The 21,173-nt window shown below is 58.9% G+C and carries 12 protein-coding genes; 6 read left to right on the top strand and 6 right to left on the bottom strand.

Annotation, left to right across the window (positions count from 1 at the left end; all coding sequences use genetic code 11):
• Nucleotides 1-85 precede the first annotated feature (85 nt).
• Complete coding sequence (locus MF6394_RS12035; protein ID WP_078466737.1) at nt 86-3,175, bottom strand: transglycosylase domain-containing protein; 3,090 nt, start codon at nt 3,173-3,175, stop codon at nt 86-88.
• Nucleotides 3,176-3,283: 108 nt separating this feature from the next.
• Here MF6394_RS12035 and MF6394_RS34220 point away from each other — a divergent pair, with 108 nt between their 5' ends.
• The 3 genes from MF6394_RS34220 to MF6394_RS12015 all read left to right on the top strand — a co-directional run bounded on the left by MF6394_RS34220 (nt 3,284) and on the right by MF6394_RS12015 (nt 6,467).
• A complete protein-coding gene (locus tag MF6394_RS34220; RefSeq protein WP_162552013.1) occupies nt 3,284-3,880 on the top strand; it encodes a hypothetical protein in 597 nt (198 codons plus the stop codon).
• 508 nt (nt 3,881-4,388) lie between these two features.
• Nucleotides 4,389-4,736 (top strand): hypothetical protein, encoded by a 348-nt coding sequence (locus tag MF6394_RS34280; protein WP_047712682.1) that lies wholly within the window; start codon nt 4,389-4,391, stop codon nt 4,734-4,736.
• A 318-nt stretch (nt 4,737-5,054) separates the two neighbouring features.
• A complete protein-coding gene (locus MF6394_RS12015; protein WP_044272099.1) occupies nt 5,055-6,467 on the top strand; it encodes an amino acid permease in 1,413 nt (470 codons plus the stop codon).
• Between the two features lie 616 nt (nt 6,468-7,083).
• Here the strand turns inward: MF6394_RS12015 and MF6394_RS12005 are convergent.
• Together MF6394_RS12005 and MF6394_RS12000 are read right to left on the bottom strand one after the other, a co-directional pair.
• Nucleotides 7,084-12,192: a hypothetical protein gene (locus tag MF6394_RS12005; protein WP_078466735.1), complete on the bottom strand. Its 5,109-nt coding sequence runs from the start codon at nt 12,190-12,192 to the stop codon at nt 7,084-7,086.
• 99 nt (nt 12,193-12,291) lie between these two features.
• A complete protein-coding gene (locus MF6394_RS12000; protein WP_078466734.1) occupies nt 12,292-13,422 on the bottom strand; it encodes an OpgC family protein in 1,131 nt (376 codons plus the stop codon).
• 215 nt (nt 13,423-13,637) lie between these two features.
• Here MF6394_RS12000 and MF6394_RS11995 point away from each other — a divergent pair, with 215 nt between their 5' ends.
• Genes MF6394_RS11995 through MF6394_RS11985 form a run of 3 tightly spaced genes read left to right on the top strand, consistent with a single transcriptional unit; the run spans nt 13,638 to nt 16,508 of the window.
• A complete protein-coding gene (locus tag MF6394_RS11995) occupies nt 13,638-14,012 on the top strand; it encodes a GtrA family protein (RefSeq protein ID WP_047712684.1) in 375 nt (124 codons plus the stop codon).
• On the top strand, nt 14,009-14,956 hold the full coding sequence (locus tag MF6394_RS11990) for a glycosyltransferase family 2 protein (protein WP_044274713.1): 948 nt from the start codon (nt 14,009-14,011) through the stop codon (nt 14,954-14,956). The genes MF6394_RS11995 and MF6394_RS11990 overlap by 4 nt, the downstream gene beginning before the upstream one ends.
• A complete protein-coding gene (locus MF6394_RS11985) occupies nt 14,943-16,508 on the top strand; it encodes a glycosyltransferase family 39 protein (protein WP_078466733.1) in 1,566 nt (521 codons plus the stop codon). The genes MF6394_RS11990 and MF6394_RS11985 overlap by 14 nt, the downstream gene beginning before the upstream one ends.
• A gap of 225 nt (nt 16,509-16,733) precedes the next feature.
• Here MF6394_RS11985 and MF6394_RS11980 read toward each other — a convergent pair whose 3' ends face one another.
• From MF6394_RS11980 to MF6394_RS11970, 3 genes are all read right to left on the bottom strand, one after another.
• Nucleotides 16,734-18,983, bottom strand: a complete 2,250-nt coding sequence (locus tag MF6394_RS11980; RefSeq protein ID WP_069558773.1) for a glycoside hydrolase family 3 N-terminal domain-containing protein — start codon at nt 18,981-18,983, stop codon at nt 16,734-16,736.
• Nucleotides 18,984-19,094: 111 nt separating this feature from the next.
• The gene (locus tag MF6394_RS11975) at nt 19,095-19,379 is read right to left on the bottom strand and encodes a putative quinol monooxygenase (RefSeq protein WP_044274710.1); all 285 of its coding nucleotides are present in this window, start codon (nt 19,377-19,379) and stop codon (nt 19,095-19,097) included.
• 12 nt (nt 19,380-19,391) lie between these two features.
• Complete coding sequence (locus MF6394_RS11970; protein ID WP_044274709.1) at nt 19,392-21,011, bottom strand: FMN-binding glutamate synthase family protein; 1,620 nt, start codon at nt 21,009-21,011, stop codon at nt 19,392-19,394.
• Nucleotides 21,012-21,173 lie beyond the last annotated feature (162 nt).

Below are 21,173 nucleotides of genomic sequence, written 5' to 3'. Positions count from 1 at the left end.
ATTGGTTTTGTGTCGTGCCTAAGATTGGCGGCGCACACGGTCCCTGTGGGAGCGGGCTTGCCCGCGAAAGCGGTCGCCCGGCCAATCACTGACTTGACTGACACATCATCCCACCCGACCCTTGCAGATAGGGCATCAACAACGGCGCCATGCCCTTGAGCACTTGCACCGGCAGCGCCGAGGTGAACTTGAAACCTTGCGCCGAACTGCCAGGCACAAAAGCGGTGAGCGTGCCGAAGTGGTGGTCGCCGATAAAAAACACAAAAGTAGCGGTGCGGTTGATCGACTTGGAACTGATCAAGCGCCCGCCCGCGCCCATTGCCTGGATGCGGTTATCGCCCGTGCCGGTCTTGCCGCCCATGGCCATTGGCGTGCCGTCGGCCTGGGTGAAACTGCCCGACACGCGCTTGGCCGTGCCAGCGTCCACCACCCGTGACAACGCCCCGCGCAAGGCACTGGCGACTTCGGACGGCATCACCCGTTTGCCGGGGTCGGGTGTGTTGACCACGCGGGTCTCGTAAGGGGTGCCGGCGGCAAAATGCAGGCTGTCGATGCGCAGCACTTTGCCGCGCACCCCGTCGTTAAGGATGATGCCCATCAGTTCGGCAAGCGCGGCGGGGCGGTCTCCCGAGCTGCCAATGCCGGTGGCCAGTGACGGCACCAGATGATCGAAAGGGTACCCCACCGCTTGCCAGCGCTGATGAATATCCAGGAATGCTTCGACTTCCAGCATGGTGCGGATCCGGCTGTCACGCGCGCCTTGATGACGGCTCTTGAACAGCCAGCTGTACACCTCCTGGCGCTCGAACTGGCTGGCCTTGACCACTTCGGTGAAGGTGGCCTGCGGGTGGTTGAGCAGGTAACCGAGCAACCACAGGTCCAGGGGGTGGACCTTGGCGATATAGCCCTGGTCGGGCAGGTCGTAGGTGCCGGGGCCGTAATCCTTGTACAGGCGTTGCAGGCGCTCGTCGCTGAGGGCAGTGGTGGTTTTTACACCGGTCAGGTGGGAGCGCACGAAGCGGTTGAAGGTGTCCGGGTTTGCTTCGGGAAACAGGTATCGATGTACCGCCGCCAGGCGGATCGCGGTGGGGTGCAGGCTGTCGAGGAAGGTTTCCAGGCGCGCCTGGGTGTCTTTTTTCTGGTACTTCTTCCAGAACTTGAGCAGGAAGGTGGTGCCTTCGCGGTCGGCGAATCGGGCCAGGTATTCCTGGCGGCGTGGGTCGCCATCATCCTTGAGCAATTGCGCGCTGTTGTTGGCGCCCGCGTAGGTGACGTAGCGCGTCAGGTCGCGCATGAGGCGAATGAACGGCAGGTTGATCGACTCGCGCAGCGCGTCCCGCAATGTGGGGCTGCGGCCGTTGTCTTCGTTGCGAAAGTTGTGAAAGTAATGCATCCCGCCACCCGTGAAAAAACCTTCGTTGGGGCTGGCTGAATAGGTGCGGTCCAGGGCCGCCTCTAGCATGGCTGCCAGGGATTTATCCGGGGCCTGCAGCAAGTAATCGATGGCCCAGCGACTGAGCCGGTCCTGCTCGGCGATGTCGGCTTTTTTCAACGCCGCCGGGGTTTGGGTGGCATAGCGATCATGCAGTTCGCTGATGATTTGCAGGTAGGTGGTGAGCACCCGCAACTTGGCGGTGGAGCCCAGTTCCAGCTTGCTGCCTTCGTTGATATCGAAGGGCTGGTCGGTGTTGTCGGTTTGCACCCGCACCCGTGAGCCGTCGGCGGTGCGTTCGAACAGCGTAAAGCTGTAGCGCACTTGCGGCGTGCTGGCAGGCGTCAGCAGGCGTTCGCCGAGCAGGCCGATGTTGCCCGCGAATACCGGGTCGGCCAGTTGCTTGAGGTAGGCGGTGACCTGGGTTTGCAGCTCGGCCTGCAAGGTGCTGGTGGCTGCGAGGTCAAGGCGGTCGAGGTCGTACAGGGGCCGGTTGAGCAGGGCCGCCAGGCGGCTGCGGGCCACGCTCACGCCCTTGTTGCTGTCGATCGGTTGCAGTGTGGGCTGTTGCAGCCAGTCGCGATAAGTGACGCGCGCGGCCAGGGCGGCCTTGAGCAGCGGCGGGTCGATCACTGCGTTCTGCGCGAGCAGCCGCAGGTGGCTGTCGGTAAGTTGCTTGAGTTCGTCGCGACCGTTGGCCAGGTAATGGGAAGGGCGGCGCTGGGCGATCATCAACGACAACACTTCACGCAATGCCAAGCCCCGTGCCGCCAGGCTGGCGGGTGTAGTGGCGGTGTCCTGAAGCGCGCGGTTGACCTGGGCGAAATCGGCGCCGTACCACACCCGCAACCCTTCGGCCATGCCATGCACTTCGCCATGGCCCGGCACGGCCGACAGAGGCACGCTGTTGAGGTAATCGCGCACTATGTTGCGCCGCGCCGCAAGCGTATCGGGGCCATGCTGGTAAGCGCGCACGCTGGCGGAGAGCATCTGGCGGATTTTTTCGCTGCCCGACAGGGTCAGGCCATCGGGCGAGTGGCGATACTTTTCCAGCTGAGTGGCCAGGGTGCTACCGCCCGCCGCCTGCCCTGGCAGGTGCAACTGGCGCGCCACCTGCGACCACGCCGCCTTGGCAAAGCGCGGCCAGTCCACGGCCGGGTTGGCTTGCGCGGGCTCGGGATCGAGCAGTGCACGGTTTTCGATAAACAGCAGGCTGTGGATCATCAGCGGCGGAATGTCATCGAAGCGGGCGTAAAGCTGGGTCGGGTAATTGAATTGATACAGCGGTGCTGCGCGGCAATCGGTGAGGGTCAAGCCGGCCTGGATTTTCTCGGCGTAGGGGATAAACAGGCCGTGACGGCTGTAGTCCATCAACGCCTCGGAAAAGCGTGCCTGGGACTCGATCATGTAGTTGCGCTTGAGCAAACGCGGCAGGAACTCGCCCAGTGCGCTGTAGCCCAGGCGCTGATCGAAGGGGCCTGCGCCTGGGTACACGATTGCATCGCTGGCGCCGGGTGCCACCTGGTAGGTCAGCTTCGCCGCCCATTCGCTGAATACGCGGGCCTGCCAGCGTGAGGTCTGCACCTCCCGATGCACGGCGAAAGCCAGGGCGATCAAGGCCATCAACACAATCAGCCAGCCCACGCGACGCCAGGGTCTGTTTTTTTTCGGCAAAGGCGCTGGTGACGGGCTGTCGGGGTCGAGGTCAGCCTGGGTGGCATTGGTGTGCTGCAGAGCGCCCATAGTCGATTGATCCATTCCTACAGATTGATCGGACTTGTCTGAAGCGTAGACGCAGTTTGCCTGCGTCACGAGGTTTGTCGGGCAGAGGATTTTTCTGTGGGAGCTGGCTTGCCTGCGAAGGCGGCCTGGCAGTCGACACTCATCTACCTGCCGCGCCGCGATCAAATTGTGGGAGCTGGCTTGCCTGCGAAGGCGGCCTGGCAGTCGACACTCATCTACCTGCCGCGCCGCGATCAAATTGTGGGAGCTGGCTTGCCTGCTAAGGCGGCCTGCCAGTCGACACTCATCTACCTGCCGCCCCGCGATCAAGTTGTGGGAGCTGGCTTGCCTGCGAAGGCGGCCTGGCAGTCGACACTCATCTACCTGCCGCCCCGCGATCAAATTGTGGGAGCGGGCTTGCTCGCGAAGGCGGCCTGCCAGCCGACACTCATCTACCTGCCGCCCCGCGATCAAATTGTGGGAGCGGGCTTGCCTGCGAAGGCGGCCTGGCAGTCGACACTCATCTACCTGCCGCCCCGCGATCAAATTGTGGGAGCTGGCTTGCCTGCGAAGGCGGCCTGGCAGTCGACACTCATCTACCTGCCGCCCCGCGATCAAATTGTGGGAGCGGGCTTGCCTGCGAAGGCGGCCTGGCAGTCGATACTCATCTACCTGCCGCGCCGCGATCAAATTGTGGGAGCGGGCTTGCTCGCGAAGGCGGCCTAGCAGTCAACACAGTTGGATTGTGTACATATCCATTGTTGCGGTAACGGCCACTTAGGGTTCCGCCCTGACGGCGGCTCACTTTTGAACAGCGCAAAAGTAAGCAAAACGCTCTTGCCCCACCACTCGGCACCTCGCTTGGGCTCGGTGTGCCCGTAATCCGCCAGTGATTTGGGGGGCCGCCGCCACGCGCCATCCATGGCGCGGGGCGGCTAAACCGGCATCCCTGCCGGTTTACCCCCCAAATCACTGTCGAATTCCGGCCAGCGTGGTTTGACGGGGCGCCTGAGATCAAGATCAAAAGCAGATCAAAAGCAGATCAAGAGCGACTCGCTTCGCATCGTGGTTAGCGTTGTGTAGATACCTATGGCTATCGCTAGCAAGCCCACAGTGGTCGTGTACTGCCCACAAAATTAGCGCCTGGCACATCTCCCGTAGAGCTAACTGTTTACAGCCACCGGTCCTGCGCCAGCCAGTAGCGTCTGCGATTTAATCGCATATCGAGCCCCTCATGACCCGCTCCGAGACCTACTTGGACTCACCCTGCCAAACCACCCTCGAGCAAATCGAAACCCTGTTTCGCGAGCCGCTCTCATTGCGAGTGGTTGCGCAAGACAGCGCCCAGGGTTATTTGGACCAGCACCTGGGTACCGGCATATGGCGAGCCGGCCTGATCTACATCGACACTCCCAACGACAGCGACGGCACGCTGGCTTACCAATCTCTGGCCGAGTTGGAAGCGCAGGCGTTCGCGCGCATCCGCACCGGCCAGACCGGGCGCGTGCGACAAACCCTGGAAATCGAGCGCGCGAGCATTTCCCGACGCCTGGCCCGGCGCCTGTTTTTCAGCGTGGACTGAGGCGCGCTGGATAAGCCTGGCTTTTTAAAGTTATGTAATACTCTGCGCCGTTTTGCCCTGGCAGGGCCGGTCTAGACGGCGGGAAGCCCATCCGTCGAAGCCGATTTTTCCGGGGCTTATCGCCAAATTTTGCCGTTTATTGAGTGAAAAGCCCTATCGGTAGCTTTTTATACTGCACGCCCCGCTGTCCTGGCCGCGCATTTGCGCCAGGCGGGTTTGCCCACGAGGCAGGCCCGGTCCGGCCGGTGTATGAGCCCACCCGCTGATACGCCTGAGACTCGGTGGCTAAATCCAATAACAAAATGAGGTTGTATCCCTATGCCTGTTGGCAAACCACTGCCCCCTGGCGAGACCGCTCAAGGCGGCCCGCTCAAACGTGAACTGGGCGAGCGCCACATTCGCTTGATGGCCTTGGGCGCCTGTATCGGTGTCGGCCTGTTTCTCGGCTCGGCCAAGGCGATCGAAATGGCCGGCCCGGCCATCATGCTCTCGTACATCATTGGCGGCCTGGCGATCCTGGTGATCATGCGCGCCCTCGGTGAAATGGCGGTGCACAACCCCGTAGCCGGTTCGTTCAGTCGTTATGCCCAGGACTACCTGGGCCCCCTGGCAGGCTTTCTCACCGGTTGGAACTACTGGTTCCTGTGGCTGGTAACTTGCGTCGCGGAAATCACCGCCGTGGCGGTGTACATGGGCGTGTGGTTCCCCGACACGCCACGCTGGATCTGGGCCCTGGCGGCGCTGATCAGCATGGGCACCATCAACCTCATCGCAGTCAAGGCGTTCGGTGAGTTCGAGTTCTGGTTCGCGTTGATCAAGATCGTCACCATCATTGCGATGGTGATCGGTGGCGTGGGCATCATCGCCTTCGGCTTCGGCAATGACGGTGTGGCACTGGGCATTTCCAACCTGTGGACCCACGGCGGCTTCATGCCCAACGGTGTGCAGGGCGTGTTGATGTCGTTGCAGATGGTGATGTTCGCCTACCTGGGCGTGGAGATGATCGGCCTCACCGCTGGTGAAGCGCGCAACCCGCAGAAGACCATTCCCAGCGCTATCGGCTCGGTGTTCTGGCGCATCCTGCTGTTCTATGTGGGTGCGTTGTTCGTGATCCTGTCGATCTACCCGTGGAATGAAATCGGCACCCAGGGCAGCCCGTTTGTGATGACCTTCGAGCGCCTGGGCATCAAGACCGCTGCGGGCATTATCAACTTCGTGGTGATCACCGCCGCGTTGTCGTCCTGCAACGGCGGCATCTTCAGCACCGGGCGCATGCTCTACAGCCTGGCGCAGAACGGCCAGGCGCCGGCGACGTTCGGCACCACCTCCAGTAACGGCGTGCCACGCAAGGCGTTGCTGTTGTCGATCTTTGCCTTGTTGCTGGGCGTACTGCTCAACTACCTGGTGCCGGACCAGGTGTTCGTGTGGGTGACCTCCATCGCCACCTTCGGTGCGATCTGGACCTGGCTGATGATTCTGCTGGCCCAGCTCAAATTCCGCAAAGGCCTGAGTCCGGCCGAGCAAGCGGGCCTCAAGTACCGCATGTGGTTGTACCCGGTCAGCTCCTACCTGGCGCTGGCGTTCCTGGTGCTGGTGGTGGGCCTGATGGCGTACTTCCCCGAGACCCGTGTGGCGCTGTATGTAGGGCCGGCGTTTCTGGTGTTGTTGACCGTGTTGTATTACGCGTTCAAGTTGCAGCCGAGCGATGCGGCGGTGCGTTCCGCTGGCTGATGCCGGCCTGGCCTCCTGAGCATCGGTATCTACATAACTTCGGTATGACGCCGAACCTGTGGCGAGGGAGCTTGCTCCCGCGATGGCCTGACAGCCGGAGCTGATCTAGCTGACGCAGCGCGATCCATATGTGGGAGCTGGCTTGCCTGCGATGGCGACCTGACAGCCGCCCCATATCTACCTGATACCCCACGATCCAACTGTGGGAGCGGGCTTGCTCGCGAAGGCGGCCTGGCAGTCAACACAGTTGGACAGGGTACATATCCGTTATTTAGGTAACGGCCACTTAGGGTTCCGCCCTGACGGCGGCTCACTTTTGAAAAGCGCAAAAGTAAGCAAAACGCTCTTGCCCCACCACTCGGCACCTCGCTTAGGCTCGGTGTGCCCGAACGCAGGCTTGAATCCGTGGGCCGCCGCCACGCGCCATCCATGGCGCGGGGCGGCTAACCCGGCGTCCTGCCGGGTTACCCACGAATTCAAGCCTGCGTTCGGCCAGCGTGGTTTAACGGGGCGCCTGAGATCAAGATCAAAAGCAGAGCAGATCAAGATCAAGAGCGGCTCGCTTCGCATCGTGGTTACCGGATCAAAGACAGGGTAGCGTGCTTGCTCGCGACGGTTATGGCTTTGGGTTTTTAGTCGTGGTGAGTAACAACCGCAACCAGTCCGGGTGATTAGCCCGCTCCCAGCGATAGGCATTCCCGTCGTAGAAAAACACCAGGATATCTTCCAGGTCCCAGGTAATCATCTTGATCTCCAGTGTCCTCATGTAGTCCTTTGCCGGGCAAGTGATGGCTGCCCAAGGGTCGCTGATCCATAGATCGGCCCACCCGGTCTCCTGGAAGTCCAGCGTCTGGCTCAAGCCTGTGGGGATCGTGCCCACCACCACAAAGGTATGAACCTGGCAGACCCAGACCTGAGCCGTACCGCCATTGGTTCGAATCATTTCACAGGCAACATGGGCCATCTGGTCGCAATTGCCGGCACCGGTCTTGAGGATGATCTCCGTGTAGTTCGGCTGGCCGATCTTGCTGTACTCCCACATCACCACCGATTGTGCCTCTTGAACCCGGCGCAGCTCATCCAGCGTGGCCCCGTGGACATTGGCGGACTTGAGCTGGGTTCTCTCTACCAGCGCCGCGGTGCTGGCGTTGGCTTGTTCGGCCAGGTAGCGATTGATTTGCGCGGGGCTGGGATGCGGCGTCGTGCCTGGCCGCGGTGGCCAGATGTCGAGCTGCACAGGCCGGGATACGAAGTTGATGTTCAGGCTGCGCCCTTGATCACTGAGGTTGAGCAGCAACTCGCGTTGCTTGATGGTTCGAAGGCCGCTGACACGCTGACGCAAGAGGGCAATTTTTTCGGCGCTGAAGCCACGGTGAGCTAACTGTCGATACAGGACTTCCAGCGTCGGCAGTGCCACCAACGGCTGGTCAGGTATGAGCTGTGCTGCCTTCAAAAACTGATTCTTGCGCTCACCGAAGGCATCGATCAGTACGACGTGCTCGCCACCAACGCTGTAATCCAGTTGTTCAAAGTGCACAACGCTCGACCCTGTGGTTGTTGCGGGCGCTCGGTAAAAGACGCCAACATCGGCTTCGACCACCCAATGATCCGTACCCGGCACACTGACCAGCAGCGCTCTGAGGGTACGGCTGTCGTTGATGCCGTCAACGATGCCGTTGAGTTCCACCACCTGGGTCTGTCGGCTGAGCACGTTGTCAAAATCGTCTCCGGGCAGGCCGAACTGGGGCTCGTTATCAATGCGCCTGCCGATGACGTTGGTTTTGTAGGTCAGGGGCGTCGACGCAGGCAAGGGTGTCAGTTCGAACTCGGTAACGCGCGGTGTGACTTCATGGATGCGTCGGTGATAGACCAGTTGGCGCTTTTGTCCGTCGATCACCGGGGCTGGTATCAGTCGAACGTGGTCCAGTGCCTGGACCCGGCGCAAGTGAATCGAATGTGCAAACTCATACAGGCGTTTGGTGAAGCAAACGATGGGGATGAGGTTGCGTTTTTTTCTGCGGATCGCACACAGGTGATCGAAGGTGTTTGCTTGCCAGGCATGTACCGGCGAGGTGAGTTCGTCCATGTGCGTGTGTGCCTCGTGGGGCAAGCGCCATACACGATTTTGGTCCAGCAGGTCTGTGGCGTGGGCACGCTGAATCAGCAGCGGTGGTTTTTTGAACAGCGGTTCGGTAATTCTGGCCTTATAGCCATCCACCGATTGGTGCGGGATGACCGTTATCGCCGTGTCCAGCCGCAGGTCTGCAAGCGGCGGCCCGTAAGGTCTTGCGCTGAAAGGGTCGAAGGCGTACCAGGCGCTGGAGCGTTTTATCGCCAGCACCTGCGCCATCCCATCGGCGCGCGTCAGGGTGGCCGGTGCGATGTCGGCGCTGTTGAGCAGGCGGGTGTAGTCAACGGTGGGGCCTGGGTTCAGCCGCAGGCGTGTATGCCGGACCGCTCCCTCCAACGCACGCATGCCGGCCTGATTCAGGTGTACCAGGCCATGGCGGCCCAGGCGTAGTAACGACGGCAAGCTGTCGAAAGGATTGAATACTGCATTTAGGTACGTGGCACCGAGCTTGGTCAGTTGCAGCAGCTTGATGTAGGCGGGTGCGCCTTTCCCCAGACGCGCGATGCTGGAGAGCAATAAACCTTTGGTGGGTGCGAGCAGGCCAAACACATCGAAGAAGCATCCATAGCCGCCCTCGATCATGCGCTTGGTATCGCCCGAGGCCAAGTCCCGAGTGCATGACCACAGCGGGATCAGGCCCAGTAAAGCCTGGTACACCGCTTCAGCAGTCTTTTGCCGGTCTTCCAGCAGGGTTGAGCCTCTGGCTTGTGCCACCAGGGTGTCGATGTCCTGGAAGAAGTGTTGATTGACGATGGCCTTCGCCAGGGTCAAGGCTCTTGGCGAATCGAAAGTCAGCGCCTCAGTGGTGGCCTCTGTGGCCTCGACACGCCACAACCGATCGATGATTACGCTTGAAGACTGATCTGCTCTGGGCGGGCTGCCGGTCAGGTAGGCTGTTTCGTCAAGGGCCAGCAAGCTGCCGATATGCAGCTGCGAGGTCGGCTGTGTGCTGTGGACATTGCCAGTCTGAATGGTAAATGGTGTGCCTCCCAGCTCCAGAGTGTGTGGAAGGCGGAGGTTTTTATACGCCAGGTTCAACAGCGGGAACAGTTCGTAGTCATGGTGACCGTTCAAGGCCTCACAGCGCAGGATCACGCCGAAGCGGCCGGTACGGGCCATTTTCTCCCCCGGTTGTTCTTCGATCTGGGGTTTGTTCGCCGGTCGCCTCACCACCAGCAGTTGCACGGCGGCCTTTTGCAAGTGCACGCGGTCCGCCAAGGGTAATTGTGCGAGCAGGTAGCGGATGACGGTGGTGTAGGCCTCTTTGAGCCTTGCGACATGAGCGATGCTGGCTTCGTTGAACAAGGTGTTGACGTCGCCAAGGCGGCGAAAGTGCTGTTTCATTTCGGCCAAATCCAGCGCCGGGTCTACAGAATTCCACTGCTCGGCCAAAGGCTGCAATGCGCCACTCATGTGCAGGTCCACCAGCGATTGCAGGTGTGCGCCGGGGGCTGGAAGGTGAGAAGGTCTGCGCTGTGGCCCTTGTGCCCAGCGCAGGCATTTCTTCTTCAGTAGCCGGTTTCCCCGGAATATTTTTTTCAGGTCATTGAGCGCAATACGGCGGCGTGTAATGAGGGGGGTTCGTAAGGTGCTGGACGCGGCCCCCAACGTGTCGACACGTTCTATGAGCGTATTTTGAAGCGTGTTGATGCTCTGAAGGCTGTAAGTGCTGTGTTCATTCACAGGTGACAGTTGGCCTTGTGCGACAGCCCAGTCAATCAACGTGCTAGTGGTGTAGTGAGTACGCCACAGGGGTTGTTCGGCGGCGTCCAGCTCCTGGGTGGCGAGCGCTACGATATCGCTGAACCGCAGGTGCCGTGATGAGCCGCAGACGAGCGCTTCTGCGAGCATTACCCCTTGTTTTAAAAGCAGCCAGGCATGGGAGGTCATGAAGTAGAGCGAGTCTGGGAGCTGACCTACCAGAAACTCCGGGGCGATACCTGCCAGCAACAGGTGCGCGGCCAGTGCGGTGGAGCGCGAAGTGGCGACACCACTCTCGATCAGGTGCAGTTCTACTGTGCGACGAAGGTTCGCATAGCGATGCCCCCAACAGTCACTCTGATTGAGGTTGAGGCCAACGATGGTGTAGCGGCTCTGACCGGCCTGGGGGTCGAGATCCAGGATCAGAGCGCTCAGGAGCAAGGTGTCACGACTGGACCGGTTGGCCAACTGACCAGGGGCATGACCGTACCATTGCAGCGCGTCGATCAATTGATCAGCCAGTTTTTGCGCGGTTGGGTGGACCAATAGCTGGTGCAACTGTTCATCAGGTGGGGCGGGTAACAGGTCGGTGATCAACAGTTCGAGCAGCCCTTGATTGGGCTGTGGCAGAAACTTGCGGGTGATGTTCATCACCGTTAGGCGTTGCTCGGCCGAAAGCGTCAAGGCACCGGGTTGGGGCAGGCCCAAGCCTTCCCAGTAATTGCCCAGGCGAGGTTTTACCGGCATGGCCCATTCGGGCTGGGTGCCTTGGGCATTAGCCAGGTTGTCGCGCTCATGTTGCGCGGTGAACCATTGCCGATGCACCTGTATGGCAATGTCGGAATCGGCCTGGTCGTCTATCGGCGGAACGTTGATGGGGGACGGGATGCGTAATTGTTCTATCAGGTCCCAGGCCGCTTCGCGGGTATCGGGCAAAGGCAGTTCATGCAGGGCGAGCAGTTGAGCCAGGTTGAATTTTCCATCCAGGGAGATGGACTGTTGCATGGCGTTTGCGAGGTCTTGCAAACGTTCAAGAGCGCCTTCCAGAGGCAGCTGTGCCAGTTGCTCGTAGTGGATTTCGAGCGGCGTACCACTGGGCCCCGCCCCTTTGATCGACTGTCGGCTGACATCAAAAAAATAGTGCCCTGGGACCAGGTCCAGGGTTTGATCCAGGGCCAGGAACTGTGGATGTGCGGTAATGCCCTGGAGCAAAGCAGCGGCGGCTTCCATGCTCCTCGCCCAGAACGAGCGTGAGGTCAGCCAGCATCGGGTGCGGTATAGAGTGAACAGGCTGAATGGCCGGTCGTCCTCATCCTGCACAGTGATCCCGGCCAGCAACTGTTGCGCCACTGTCTGACGGTCCTGTTCCAACTGCTGGAACGCTTCTGACAGAGGGGATTGAGCACGCGAGAAAAACGATTTGAGGTGGCTCAGGGCATCTATCACTGTCGCTCGTTGGGCACGGGTGTTTGGCTGTGGGTAACCGTAAAACCGCAGGATGTGCCGAACGCTCAATGCCAGGTGTTCGCCGGGAACGGGCAGCCCCAGCGCGTCGGGGTCGAGCACCTGGGCAATGGCCAGGACCGGCGGAGCGAGCCGGTACCAATCACTCTGGTCGTCAAGGGTGAAGGTTTTGCCTTGGGTATGCAGTGTGCCGTTGCGTACTGTGAGGTCGGCCAGGTTCAGCGACTGCCGTTGGGCCCAGTCCAGAAATCGTGGACGCTCCAACGCTTGGCGGTACACCTGCCACCAGTTGCCCAGCGAGCATTGTGCGGGGATCGGTAGTGTCTCGGAGGGCGTGGAGTGGGATGCCTTGAGATGTTCGATCAAGGCAGTGGTCATCAGCTTGTCGCCATCCTGGCGCCGGCTTTTGCTCAGAATCAGCGGGGTCATCCGTGGGTTTCCTGTCGAGGAGGGCAGGCTTGTTGGCTGCCCTTTCACTGCTTAAATAGACAGAAATGGAAACACCCCGGTGGATGGGCCAGGCGCTAATTATGTAGCGGGAGACTGGGGCGAGGTGGCTCGCCGCTGGTCCAATTGCTTGTTGAACTCCAGCCACGCGGCAAACAAGCTCATCACGGCGGCCCCCACCAGGGCGGTGAATACCTGCATGGCGAAGGTATCGCCGTTCAGGGCATTGACCATGTCCGCCAACGGCGCCAGCACCACACCCAGGCAAAACACCTCCAGGGAGTAGCGTCCCATCCGCACCAGTTGTCGCGCCAGCCCGTGTTGCGTCCAGCCGACACCGGGGAGCAATTTGGCGGTGACGTAGGCCAGGGCCAGAAAGTGCAGCAAGCGCACCGGTGACAGGTCGGTCTTGCTGATGGGGTACAGCCATTCGCCAATTACGCGCGGCATCCAGGCGTCGTGCAACTCGGGCCAGCGCCACGAGAGGGTGATCACGCAGGTCGTCAGCACATACGCTGCAGCCGCTATGAACAACGGTTGACGAAGCAGTGGCCGTCGTTCGGTAGGGGGCGTCGAACGCAAGGCCGCTGCGCCGCCGAGGATAAACAGGCACTGCCAGGTGATGGGGTTGAAGTACCAGACGCCGCCGTTGCTGGCCGGCAGGTTCCAGCCCTGCCATGGCGCCAGCAGGTATACGGCCAGCGAGATCGCCACGGTGATCGTGGGCGCACGCAACAGTAACGGCAGCGTAATGGGCAGGCTGAGAATCAGCACGATATACAGCGGCAGCGGGTCGGTCAGGTTGGGTTTGAAGCGCAGCAGCAACTCATCGACCAAGGCCTGTTGGGTATTGTTGAGGAAATACTCCAGGCCCATCTCCTGCACCAGGTCGCGGGTTTCGATATGACTGTTGGCGAAAATCACGATGCCCATCAACAGCGCCAGCAGGAAAATGTGCACCACGTAGAGCGTCCACACCCGGCGCAGGATTTTCAGGCAGGCAATGAAATAGCCATCGCGCTGCAGGATCTTGCCGTAGGCCAACACGGCTGCATAGCCGGCCAGGAATACGAAGATTTCCGCGGCGTCACTGAACCCGAAGTTCTGCACGGTGACATTGGCCAAGGGGTTGTGGGGCACGTGATCCCAGAAAATGAAGATCAACGCCAGGCCCCGAAAAAAATCGATGCGCGGGTCGCGTCCGTTCAGCATGGCAGCGGGCTCTTGAACAAGTAGTTGAATGACGATAGGTGAGCGCGGGCGTCGCCGCACGTCGGGCGGGCGCAGGTTGGCGGTATTTGTAAGCAATTGCAAAGGCTGGGTATTGCTGAATGTCTCAATTGCGCTTGGGGCGTACCTGTCAAGGTTGACAGTAGACGGCGTTGGGCGGTCGTGGCTTGCTTGGCGTAGCCGCACAGGACTGAAACATGACTCGACTCTGGAAAGGATTTTCCAGCTACACGCTGATCGGTATCGCCAATACGGTGATCCATTGGCAGCTGTTTTTCATGTTCCGGGCAGGGTTTGAGTTGAATCAGGCGCTGAGTAATTTGCTGGCGTTCTGTGTGGCAGCCTCCTTCTCGTTTTACATCAATGCCCTCTTTACGTTTGATAGCCCCGTTTCCTGGGGCCGCTACTTGATGTTCATGACATGCATGGGTGGCTTGAGCCTGGCTGTGGGATGGTTGGGCGACCATCTGCGTATGCCAGGGATTATCACTGTGCTGGTGTTTTCGCTGGTCAGCCTGGTGTGCGGTTTTTTGCTGTCGCGCTGGGTGGTGTTTCGCGAGCGTGGACAATGAAAATCTCGCTGGTGGTGCCGCTGTTCAACGAGGAACAAACGGTGCGCGCGTTTTACCGCGCGATTCGGCATGAGCCCTTGTTGCGCGAGCATGCGGTCGAAATTGTATTTATCAACGACGGCAGTACCGACCGCACCGCCGAACATGCCCAGGCGCTTGCCATGGCCGACAGCGACGTGATGCTGATCAACTTCTCACGTAATTTCGGCAAGGAAGCTGCCTTGTTCGCGGGGCTGGAATATGCCACGGGCGACGCGGTGGTGCCCATGGATGTGGACTTGCAAGACCCGGTCGAGGTAGTGCCCCAGCTGGTCGCCGAATGGCAAAAAGGGGCCGATGTGGTGTTGGCCAAGCGCAGGGATCGAACCAGCGACGGCTACCTCAAGCGCCACAGCGCATCCCTGTTTTATCGCCTGCTCAATCGTATCGCCTACACCCATATCGAGGAGAACGTCGGTGACTTCCGGTTGATGGACCGCAAGGTGGTCGACGTGATCAAGACCCTGCCCGAGCAGCAGTTATTCATGAAAGGCGTGTTGTCCTGGGCAGGGTTCACGGTTGCCATCGTTGAATACGACCGCGCGCCCAGAGCGGCGGGGCAGAGCAAGTTCAATGGTTGGAAACTGTGGAACCTGGCGCTGGATGGCATCACGTCGTTCAGCACGTTGCCGCTGCGGTTATGGAGCTATATAGGGGGATTTATTTCGCTGGTGGCGTTGATGTATGCGGGTTTTTTGATTGTTGACAAAGTGTTGTTTGGAAATGATGTGCCGGGGTATCCGTCGTTGATGACGGCTATTTTGTTTTTGGGAGGGGTGCAACTCATTGGGATCGGGATATTGGGGGAGTACGTAGGACGGATTTATATGGAGGCGAAGCATCGGCCGCGGTATGTGATTGCAAAAATAGTGAAGGTAAGTGAGGTATTTGATGAGCTCATCTGAAAGCAGTGGACGTAATATTTATAATAGCCTCATGAAAGGTGCACTGTGGAAGAGCTCATTGGTTTGGTTTGTCGTTTTTTTTGTTGCGGCGATTGCTCGGTTCTATAATCTGACGACAACAGGTATATGGCTGGATGAAGCCTTTAGTGTATTGCTGAGCGTGAAGTCGGTTTCTGAGATTTTATTCCATACTGCACGAGATGTTCATCCGCCACTTTATTATTTGATACTGCATGGGTGGATCAATATTTTTGGTGAAGGTGTATTTTCAGTTCGTAGTTTAAGTTTGTTTTTTGGTATGGCGTCGGTTGTGTTGGGTATATGGTTAGCTCGATTGTTGATGTCGCAGCGAGCTGTAATAGTGGCTGGTGTGCTTCTGGCGATTTTTCCGGGTGCCGTTCGTTATAGTCAGGAAGTTCGTATGTATTCACTCTTGGGTGCGCTGATGTTGGGCGCTACAATTGCGTTTGTTTATTGGCTAAAGCAGCCAGAAAATAAACGTATATTGCTGGTGTATACGGGTTTGATGGTTGCTGGGCTCTATACTCATTATTTTGCGGCTTTGTGTATGTTTTCTCATTGGACTTATTTGGTTTTGCAGTCCACGTGGCGTTCAGGGCGGTATAAATATATAAATAACAGCGGTTGGTGGCTGGCCAATATTATGATTGTATTATGTTTTTTGCCTTGGGTGCCAAGTCTTCTGAATCAAATGAGATACTCTGCGGTCGATTGGGTGCCAGAAGTGAGTGTCGATAAAGTCGTCGATTTAGTTGGGTTCTTTCTCCATTATAGCGAGGGTGCTTCACTACCTGATTGGATGATTTACGGTCTGGCGCTAATGGTATGGGCGGGGTCGATAGCCATTTGGGTAATGGACAAAAGTGTTGGTAGAAATAGCGTGTTATTAGTTGTCTATGTGTGGTGTCCAGTGGTTGTCATTGCATTGGTGTCATTGATTCACCCTATGTTTTATCCGCGGTATTTGTTTTTTGCCATGCTTGCGCTACCTCTTGTGATAGCTGTAATGCTTGATCGTCTATTGGGGCGAAGCAATATCGTTTTTGGTGTTGGTGTTCTACTATTCGTGGTCGTTGAGTTGCTCGGCCTGTGGCATGTGTATAACAAGCTTTGCGAAGAGTGTTGGGAGACCAACCAACTTGGGGAGTTGGCTGAGTATGTCAATAGCACTGCGCAGCCGGGTGACGGTGTGTTGGTGTTGCAGTCTTTCATGCATTTATCGATGGTCTATTACAATCGTTTACAGCGCCTGCCCATGGAGTACACGCCGCCCCATACGGATGGAAGCTCTGGGCGCCCTAACGGATATCAAATTTCCACGTTGCTTCAAGACAAAGCCGACGAGGTTTATGTGGAAAATCTCGAGTCTTTAAGGACCGAGTCAGGTCGACTCTGGTTGGTTGATGAGCACGGTGGTGGTACCTTGACACTTAAAATTCCCAAGCATTGGAAACTGCTCAGTACCCAACGGATAGGTAAAGATAAAGTGCAGCTTGTCGCCATCTGTCCTGTGGCCGATAGTTGTCTGTAACGTCTTTAATCCTGAAGTTGAGTATTAAGGGGAGTGGGTTTGAATGGTGCCGTTTCCGGCGCCTGTTCATGTTGACTAAAATTATCCGCCCGCGCCATCTGCCACATGTACGAATAGAACTTGCTGTTCACTTCACCCCGTGAGTAAGTCGCCGAGCTTTAAGAGCACAGGCGACTACGTGAACAGCTTGGTCTCCATCACCCACATCGGCACTTGTAGGTATATTCAGTGGGGCAACGCCCTTGAGGCAGACTGCCCCGCAATAGGCAACCCGCGCGTATCGCTCACCTCGAAATGCGCCTGGTTGGTAGTCGTCGAATCCGGCCCAACGAAGACGGTAAAACTGCCGGCCTCGACCTTCGGCGAAAAATGCTCGTCGAGCAAGGCAAAGTCCTGTTGGCCCAGGGAAAAGCTGACGCTGCGGCTTTCGCCCGGTGCTAAATGAATTTTGCGAAAACCCCGTAACCGGCGCACTGGTCGGGTGACGCTGGCAACATCATCGCGCAGGTACAACTGGACGATTTCATCACCGGCGCGTTTGCCGGTATTGGTGACGGTGACTTCAACCTCCAGCGTCTGGGTGGAGGTCAGTCGAGGGCTACTCAGGCGAGGAGAGGAGTAGACGAAGGAGGTGTAGCTCAAGCCGAAGCCAAACGGATACAGGGGTGTCCAGGGCACATCAATGTAGGCGGATGCGTAACTCCCATCACCGCTGGGTGGGCGGCCGGTATTTTTATGCGCGTAGTAAATCGGTATCTGGCCCACATGACGTGGGAACGTCATTGGCAGCTTGCCGCTGGGGTTAACGTCACCAAAGAGCACATCGGCCACGGCATTCCCGGTCTCACTGCCCAGGAACCAGGTTTCGAGCAAGGCAGGCGCTTGTTGGATTGACTCATCGAGCACCAGCGGGCGGCCGTTCATCAGGACGATGACCAGCGGCTTTCCTGTGTTCAGCAATGTGCTTAGCAGCGCATTCTGCCCACCCGGCAGGCCGAGTTCGGCGCGACTATGGGCTTCGCCGCTCTGTTCTGCGGTTTCTCCGAGCACGGCGATGATCAGGTCGCTTTCACGCGCCGTGTGTTCGACCTGCTTGATGTCCTGGACATGCGGGCTGCTGGGCGAGGCGCCGGGCAGGTAAACAATCTCGCTGCCAGGTGCGACTGCATTGCGTAGACCTTGCAGCACAGTGACGGACTCTTCGGCGCGTCCGGCCCCGGCCCATGGGCCGATCGTGGCGCTGGCGTCCGAAGCGAGGCTGCCGACAACCAAGACCTTGCCCGGCTGTTTGTAAAGCGGCAGCAATGCGCCGCTGTTTTTCAGTAAGACGATGGATTTTTGCGCCGCTTCTCGAGCCAGGGCGCGGTGTTGTGGCGTGAGCTGGCTGGCCCGCTCGCGGGCTTCGTCGCTGTACCGATAGGGGTCATCGAACAGCCCCAGGCGTTGCTTCGTCTTGAGTACCCGACGCACGGCGTCGTCCACGCTTTTGCGCGACACCTGACCGTTGCGCACCAGCGTCGGCAGGTGTTGGCGATAGGATTGACTGGCCATCTCGATATCCACCCCGGCAGTGAACGCCAGCCGTGCGGTGTCGGCCGCCGTGGCGGCAATGCCTTGCGGGCCCAGTTCCCAGACAGCATTGAAATCACTGACCAGCAAGCCGGTAAACCCCCATTGTTTGCGCAACAGACCGGTCAGCAGGGCGGTATGGCTGTGCATGGGACTGCCGGCCAACTCGTTGAAGGACGGCATGATTGCATCGACACCGGCCGCGACGGCGGCCTGGAAGGGAGGTAAGTACACTTCTCTCAAGGTACGTTCCGACAGGTCGGCAACGTTATAGTCTCGACCGCCTTCGGCAGCGCCGTAGGCCACGAAATGTTTTGCCGTCGCAAGCATCGAAGAGACATCAGGGGCACCTGCGCCCTGAAAGCCATGCACGAGGGCAGCAGCCAGTGCAGAACCCAGAAACGGATCTTCACCTGCGCCTTCCACCACGCGCCCCCAGCGCGGGTCACGGGTAACATCGACCATGGGCGCAAAGGTCCAATGCACGCCACTGGCGGTGGCTTCTACGGCTGCCGCGCGTGCGGTTCGTTGTGCCAGGTCCGGGTCCCAGGCCGAGGCTTGCGCCAATGGCACTGGAAACACCGTCCGAAAACCGTGCAGTACGTCATAGGCGAATAACAAGGGGATATGCAGGCGAGAGCCGTTGACCACCTGTTCTTGCAACTGGCGGGTCTGTTGCGCGGTATTCGCCCCCAGTACCGACCCCACCAGGGTGACGGGCATCTGTGTTTGCGTGCCTTGATCAATGGCGGGGCCGGTGGGCGTAGCCTGGATGCCAAGTTGGCTGAGCTGGCCAATTTTTTCTTCAAGGGTCATTTGCGCCAGCAAGCGTTCAACCGGATCGTCTTGGGCTAGCGCCAGCAGTGGGAGGCAGGCGAGCAGCAATGAAGCAACATGTATAGGCATGGTTCACCCGTCCATGGGTAAGGTTGATGCCTTCAAGTGTTTTGCATCAGAGCAAAATCATCTACTGTCAGAATTGACAGTGCGCACCCGTTTCAGACAAGCGGGGTATTCTCAGAAAGCGTCCATCAGCAAGACCCTGCACGGTTTGGCTTGATACGCATTGATCTGCGGTACCAAACGGGTGAAGTGCTCGGTCTGGCAATGCGCATCCAGGGCTGCCTGATCGGGCCACTGTTCGATGAAGACGAAGTGCCCAGGGTCTTTTTGATCGACAAACAGCTCGTAGGCGATGCACAGCGGTTCCTGGCGGGTTTTTTCCACCAGTTCGGCGTACCACGGGCGCACGGTTTCCAGATGTTCGGGCTTGATAAAGTCTTCAGCGATGACTTTCAACATGCTAGGTGTCCTTTAGGCCGCAGCGATTTCATGGGGCTCAAAACTATCCGCCCGGGCCATCTGCCACATCCGCGAATAAAACTCGCCGTTCACCTCCCCAGTGAGCAACTCGCCGGGCTTCAAGAACACATGCAGCTGTGAAAACAGCTTGATCTCAGTCGCCGACATGCGCCGTACCAAGTGCTTGGCCGACAATTGCGACGGATGCTCCAGCCCTGCGGCGGCGAGCATTTCTGCCAGGGCGTGCAGGGTGTTGCGGTGGAAGTTGAATACGCGCTGGGCCTTGTCCGGCACCACCAGGGCGCGTTGACGCAGCGGGTCTTGAGTCGCCACGCCGGTCGGGCATTTGTTGGTGTGGCATGACTGAGACTGAATGCAGCCAATGGCGAACATAAAGCCGCGTGCCGAGTTGGCCCAGTCGGCGCCGATGGCCAGGACGCTGGCGATGTCGAAGGCGCTGACGATCTTGCCGCTGGCGCCGAGCTTGATCTTGTCGCGCAGGTTCAGGCCCACCAGGGTGTTGTGCACAAACAGCAAGCCCTCGCGCAGCGGCACGCCGATATGGTCGGTGAACTCCACCGGCGCGGCGCCGGTGCCGCCTTCCTTGCCGTCGACCACGATAAAGTCCGGAAGGATGCCGGTTTCGAGCATGGCCTTGGCAATGCCCATGAACTCCCACGGGTGGCCTAGGCAGAACTTGAAGCCAACCGGTTTGCCACCGGACAGTTCACGCAACTGGGCGATGAACTGCATCAGCTCGATTGGTGTGGAGAACGCGCTGTGGCGCGACGGCGAGATGCAGTCTTCACCCATCATGATGCCGCGGGTGTCGGCGATTTCCTGGGTGACCTTGTGCTTGGGCAGAATTCCGCCATGGCCGGGCTTGGCGCCTTGGCTCATCTTGATTTCGATCATGCGCACTTGCGGGTTCTGGGCCTGCACGGCGAAGCGTTCGGGGTCGAAACGGCCGTCGCTGGTGCGGCAGCCGAAGTAACCGCTGCCCAGTTCCCAGGTGAGGTCGCCGCCGTTTTCTCGGTGGTAGGGGCTGATGCTGCCTTCGCCGGTGTCGTGGGCAAAGTTGCCGAGCTTGGCGCCGTGGTTGAGTGCGCGGATCGCGTTGGCGCTCAACGAGCCGAAGCTCATCGCCGAGATATTGAACACCGACGCCGAGTACGGCTGCGTGCACTGCGGGCCGCCGACCATCACGCGAAAGCTGCTGGGGTCGCTCAGGGGCGCAGGGCGCATGGAGTGACCGATAAATTCGAAGCCTGACTGGTACACGTCAATCAGGGTGCCGAAAGGTTTGTCTGCTGTTTCGTTTTTAGCCCGCGAATACACCAGCGAGCGCTGGGCACGGGAGAAGGGCAGGGCGTCGCTGTCGGACTCCAGCAGGTACTGGCGGATTTCCGGGCGAATGGTTTCCACCAGGTAGCGGATATTGCCCAGGATCGGGTAGTTACGGCGCACCGCGTGGGGCGTTTGCAGCAGGTCGAAAATGCCGATCAGGCTGAGTACACCGGTGACTATCGTGATCGGCCACAGCCATTCATGTTCGATAAAGGGGAGGCTGGCGAGGGTGAAAATGACACACACAGCGAAGAAGGCGTAGCGGCTTAACAAGGACAGGCTCATACGGTTTCCTTGGGTTCGGACTCTTCAGGTCGATTGCCCATTCTGCACCTGTCGTCAAAGCACGGACAAGGATTGATCGCCCAGTCGTTTTTTTATACTTCGGCTTATTTGTACAGACAAAATATCTATCAGCTTGATAGAGGAACGTATGACGCCCCCGAC

Source organism: Pseudomonas sp. MF6394 (assembly GCF_002018845.1).
Taxonomy (GTDB): domain Bacteria; phylum Pseudomonadota; class Gammaproteobacteria; order Pseudomonadales; family Pseudomonadaceae; genus Aquipseudomonas; species Aquipseudomonas lactis.
The sequence above is the reverse complement of the archived record's forward strand: the minus strand, read 5'-3'. Positions and strand labels throughout refer to the sequence as shown.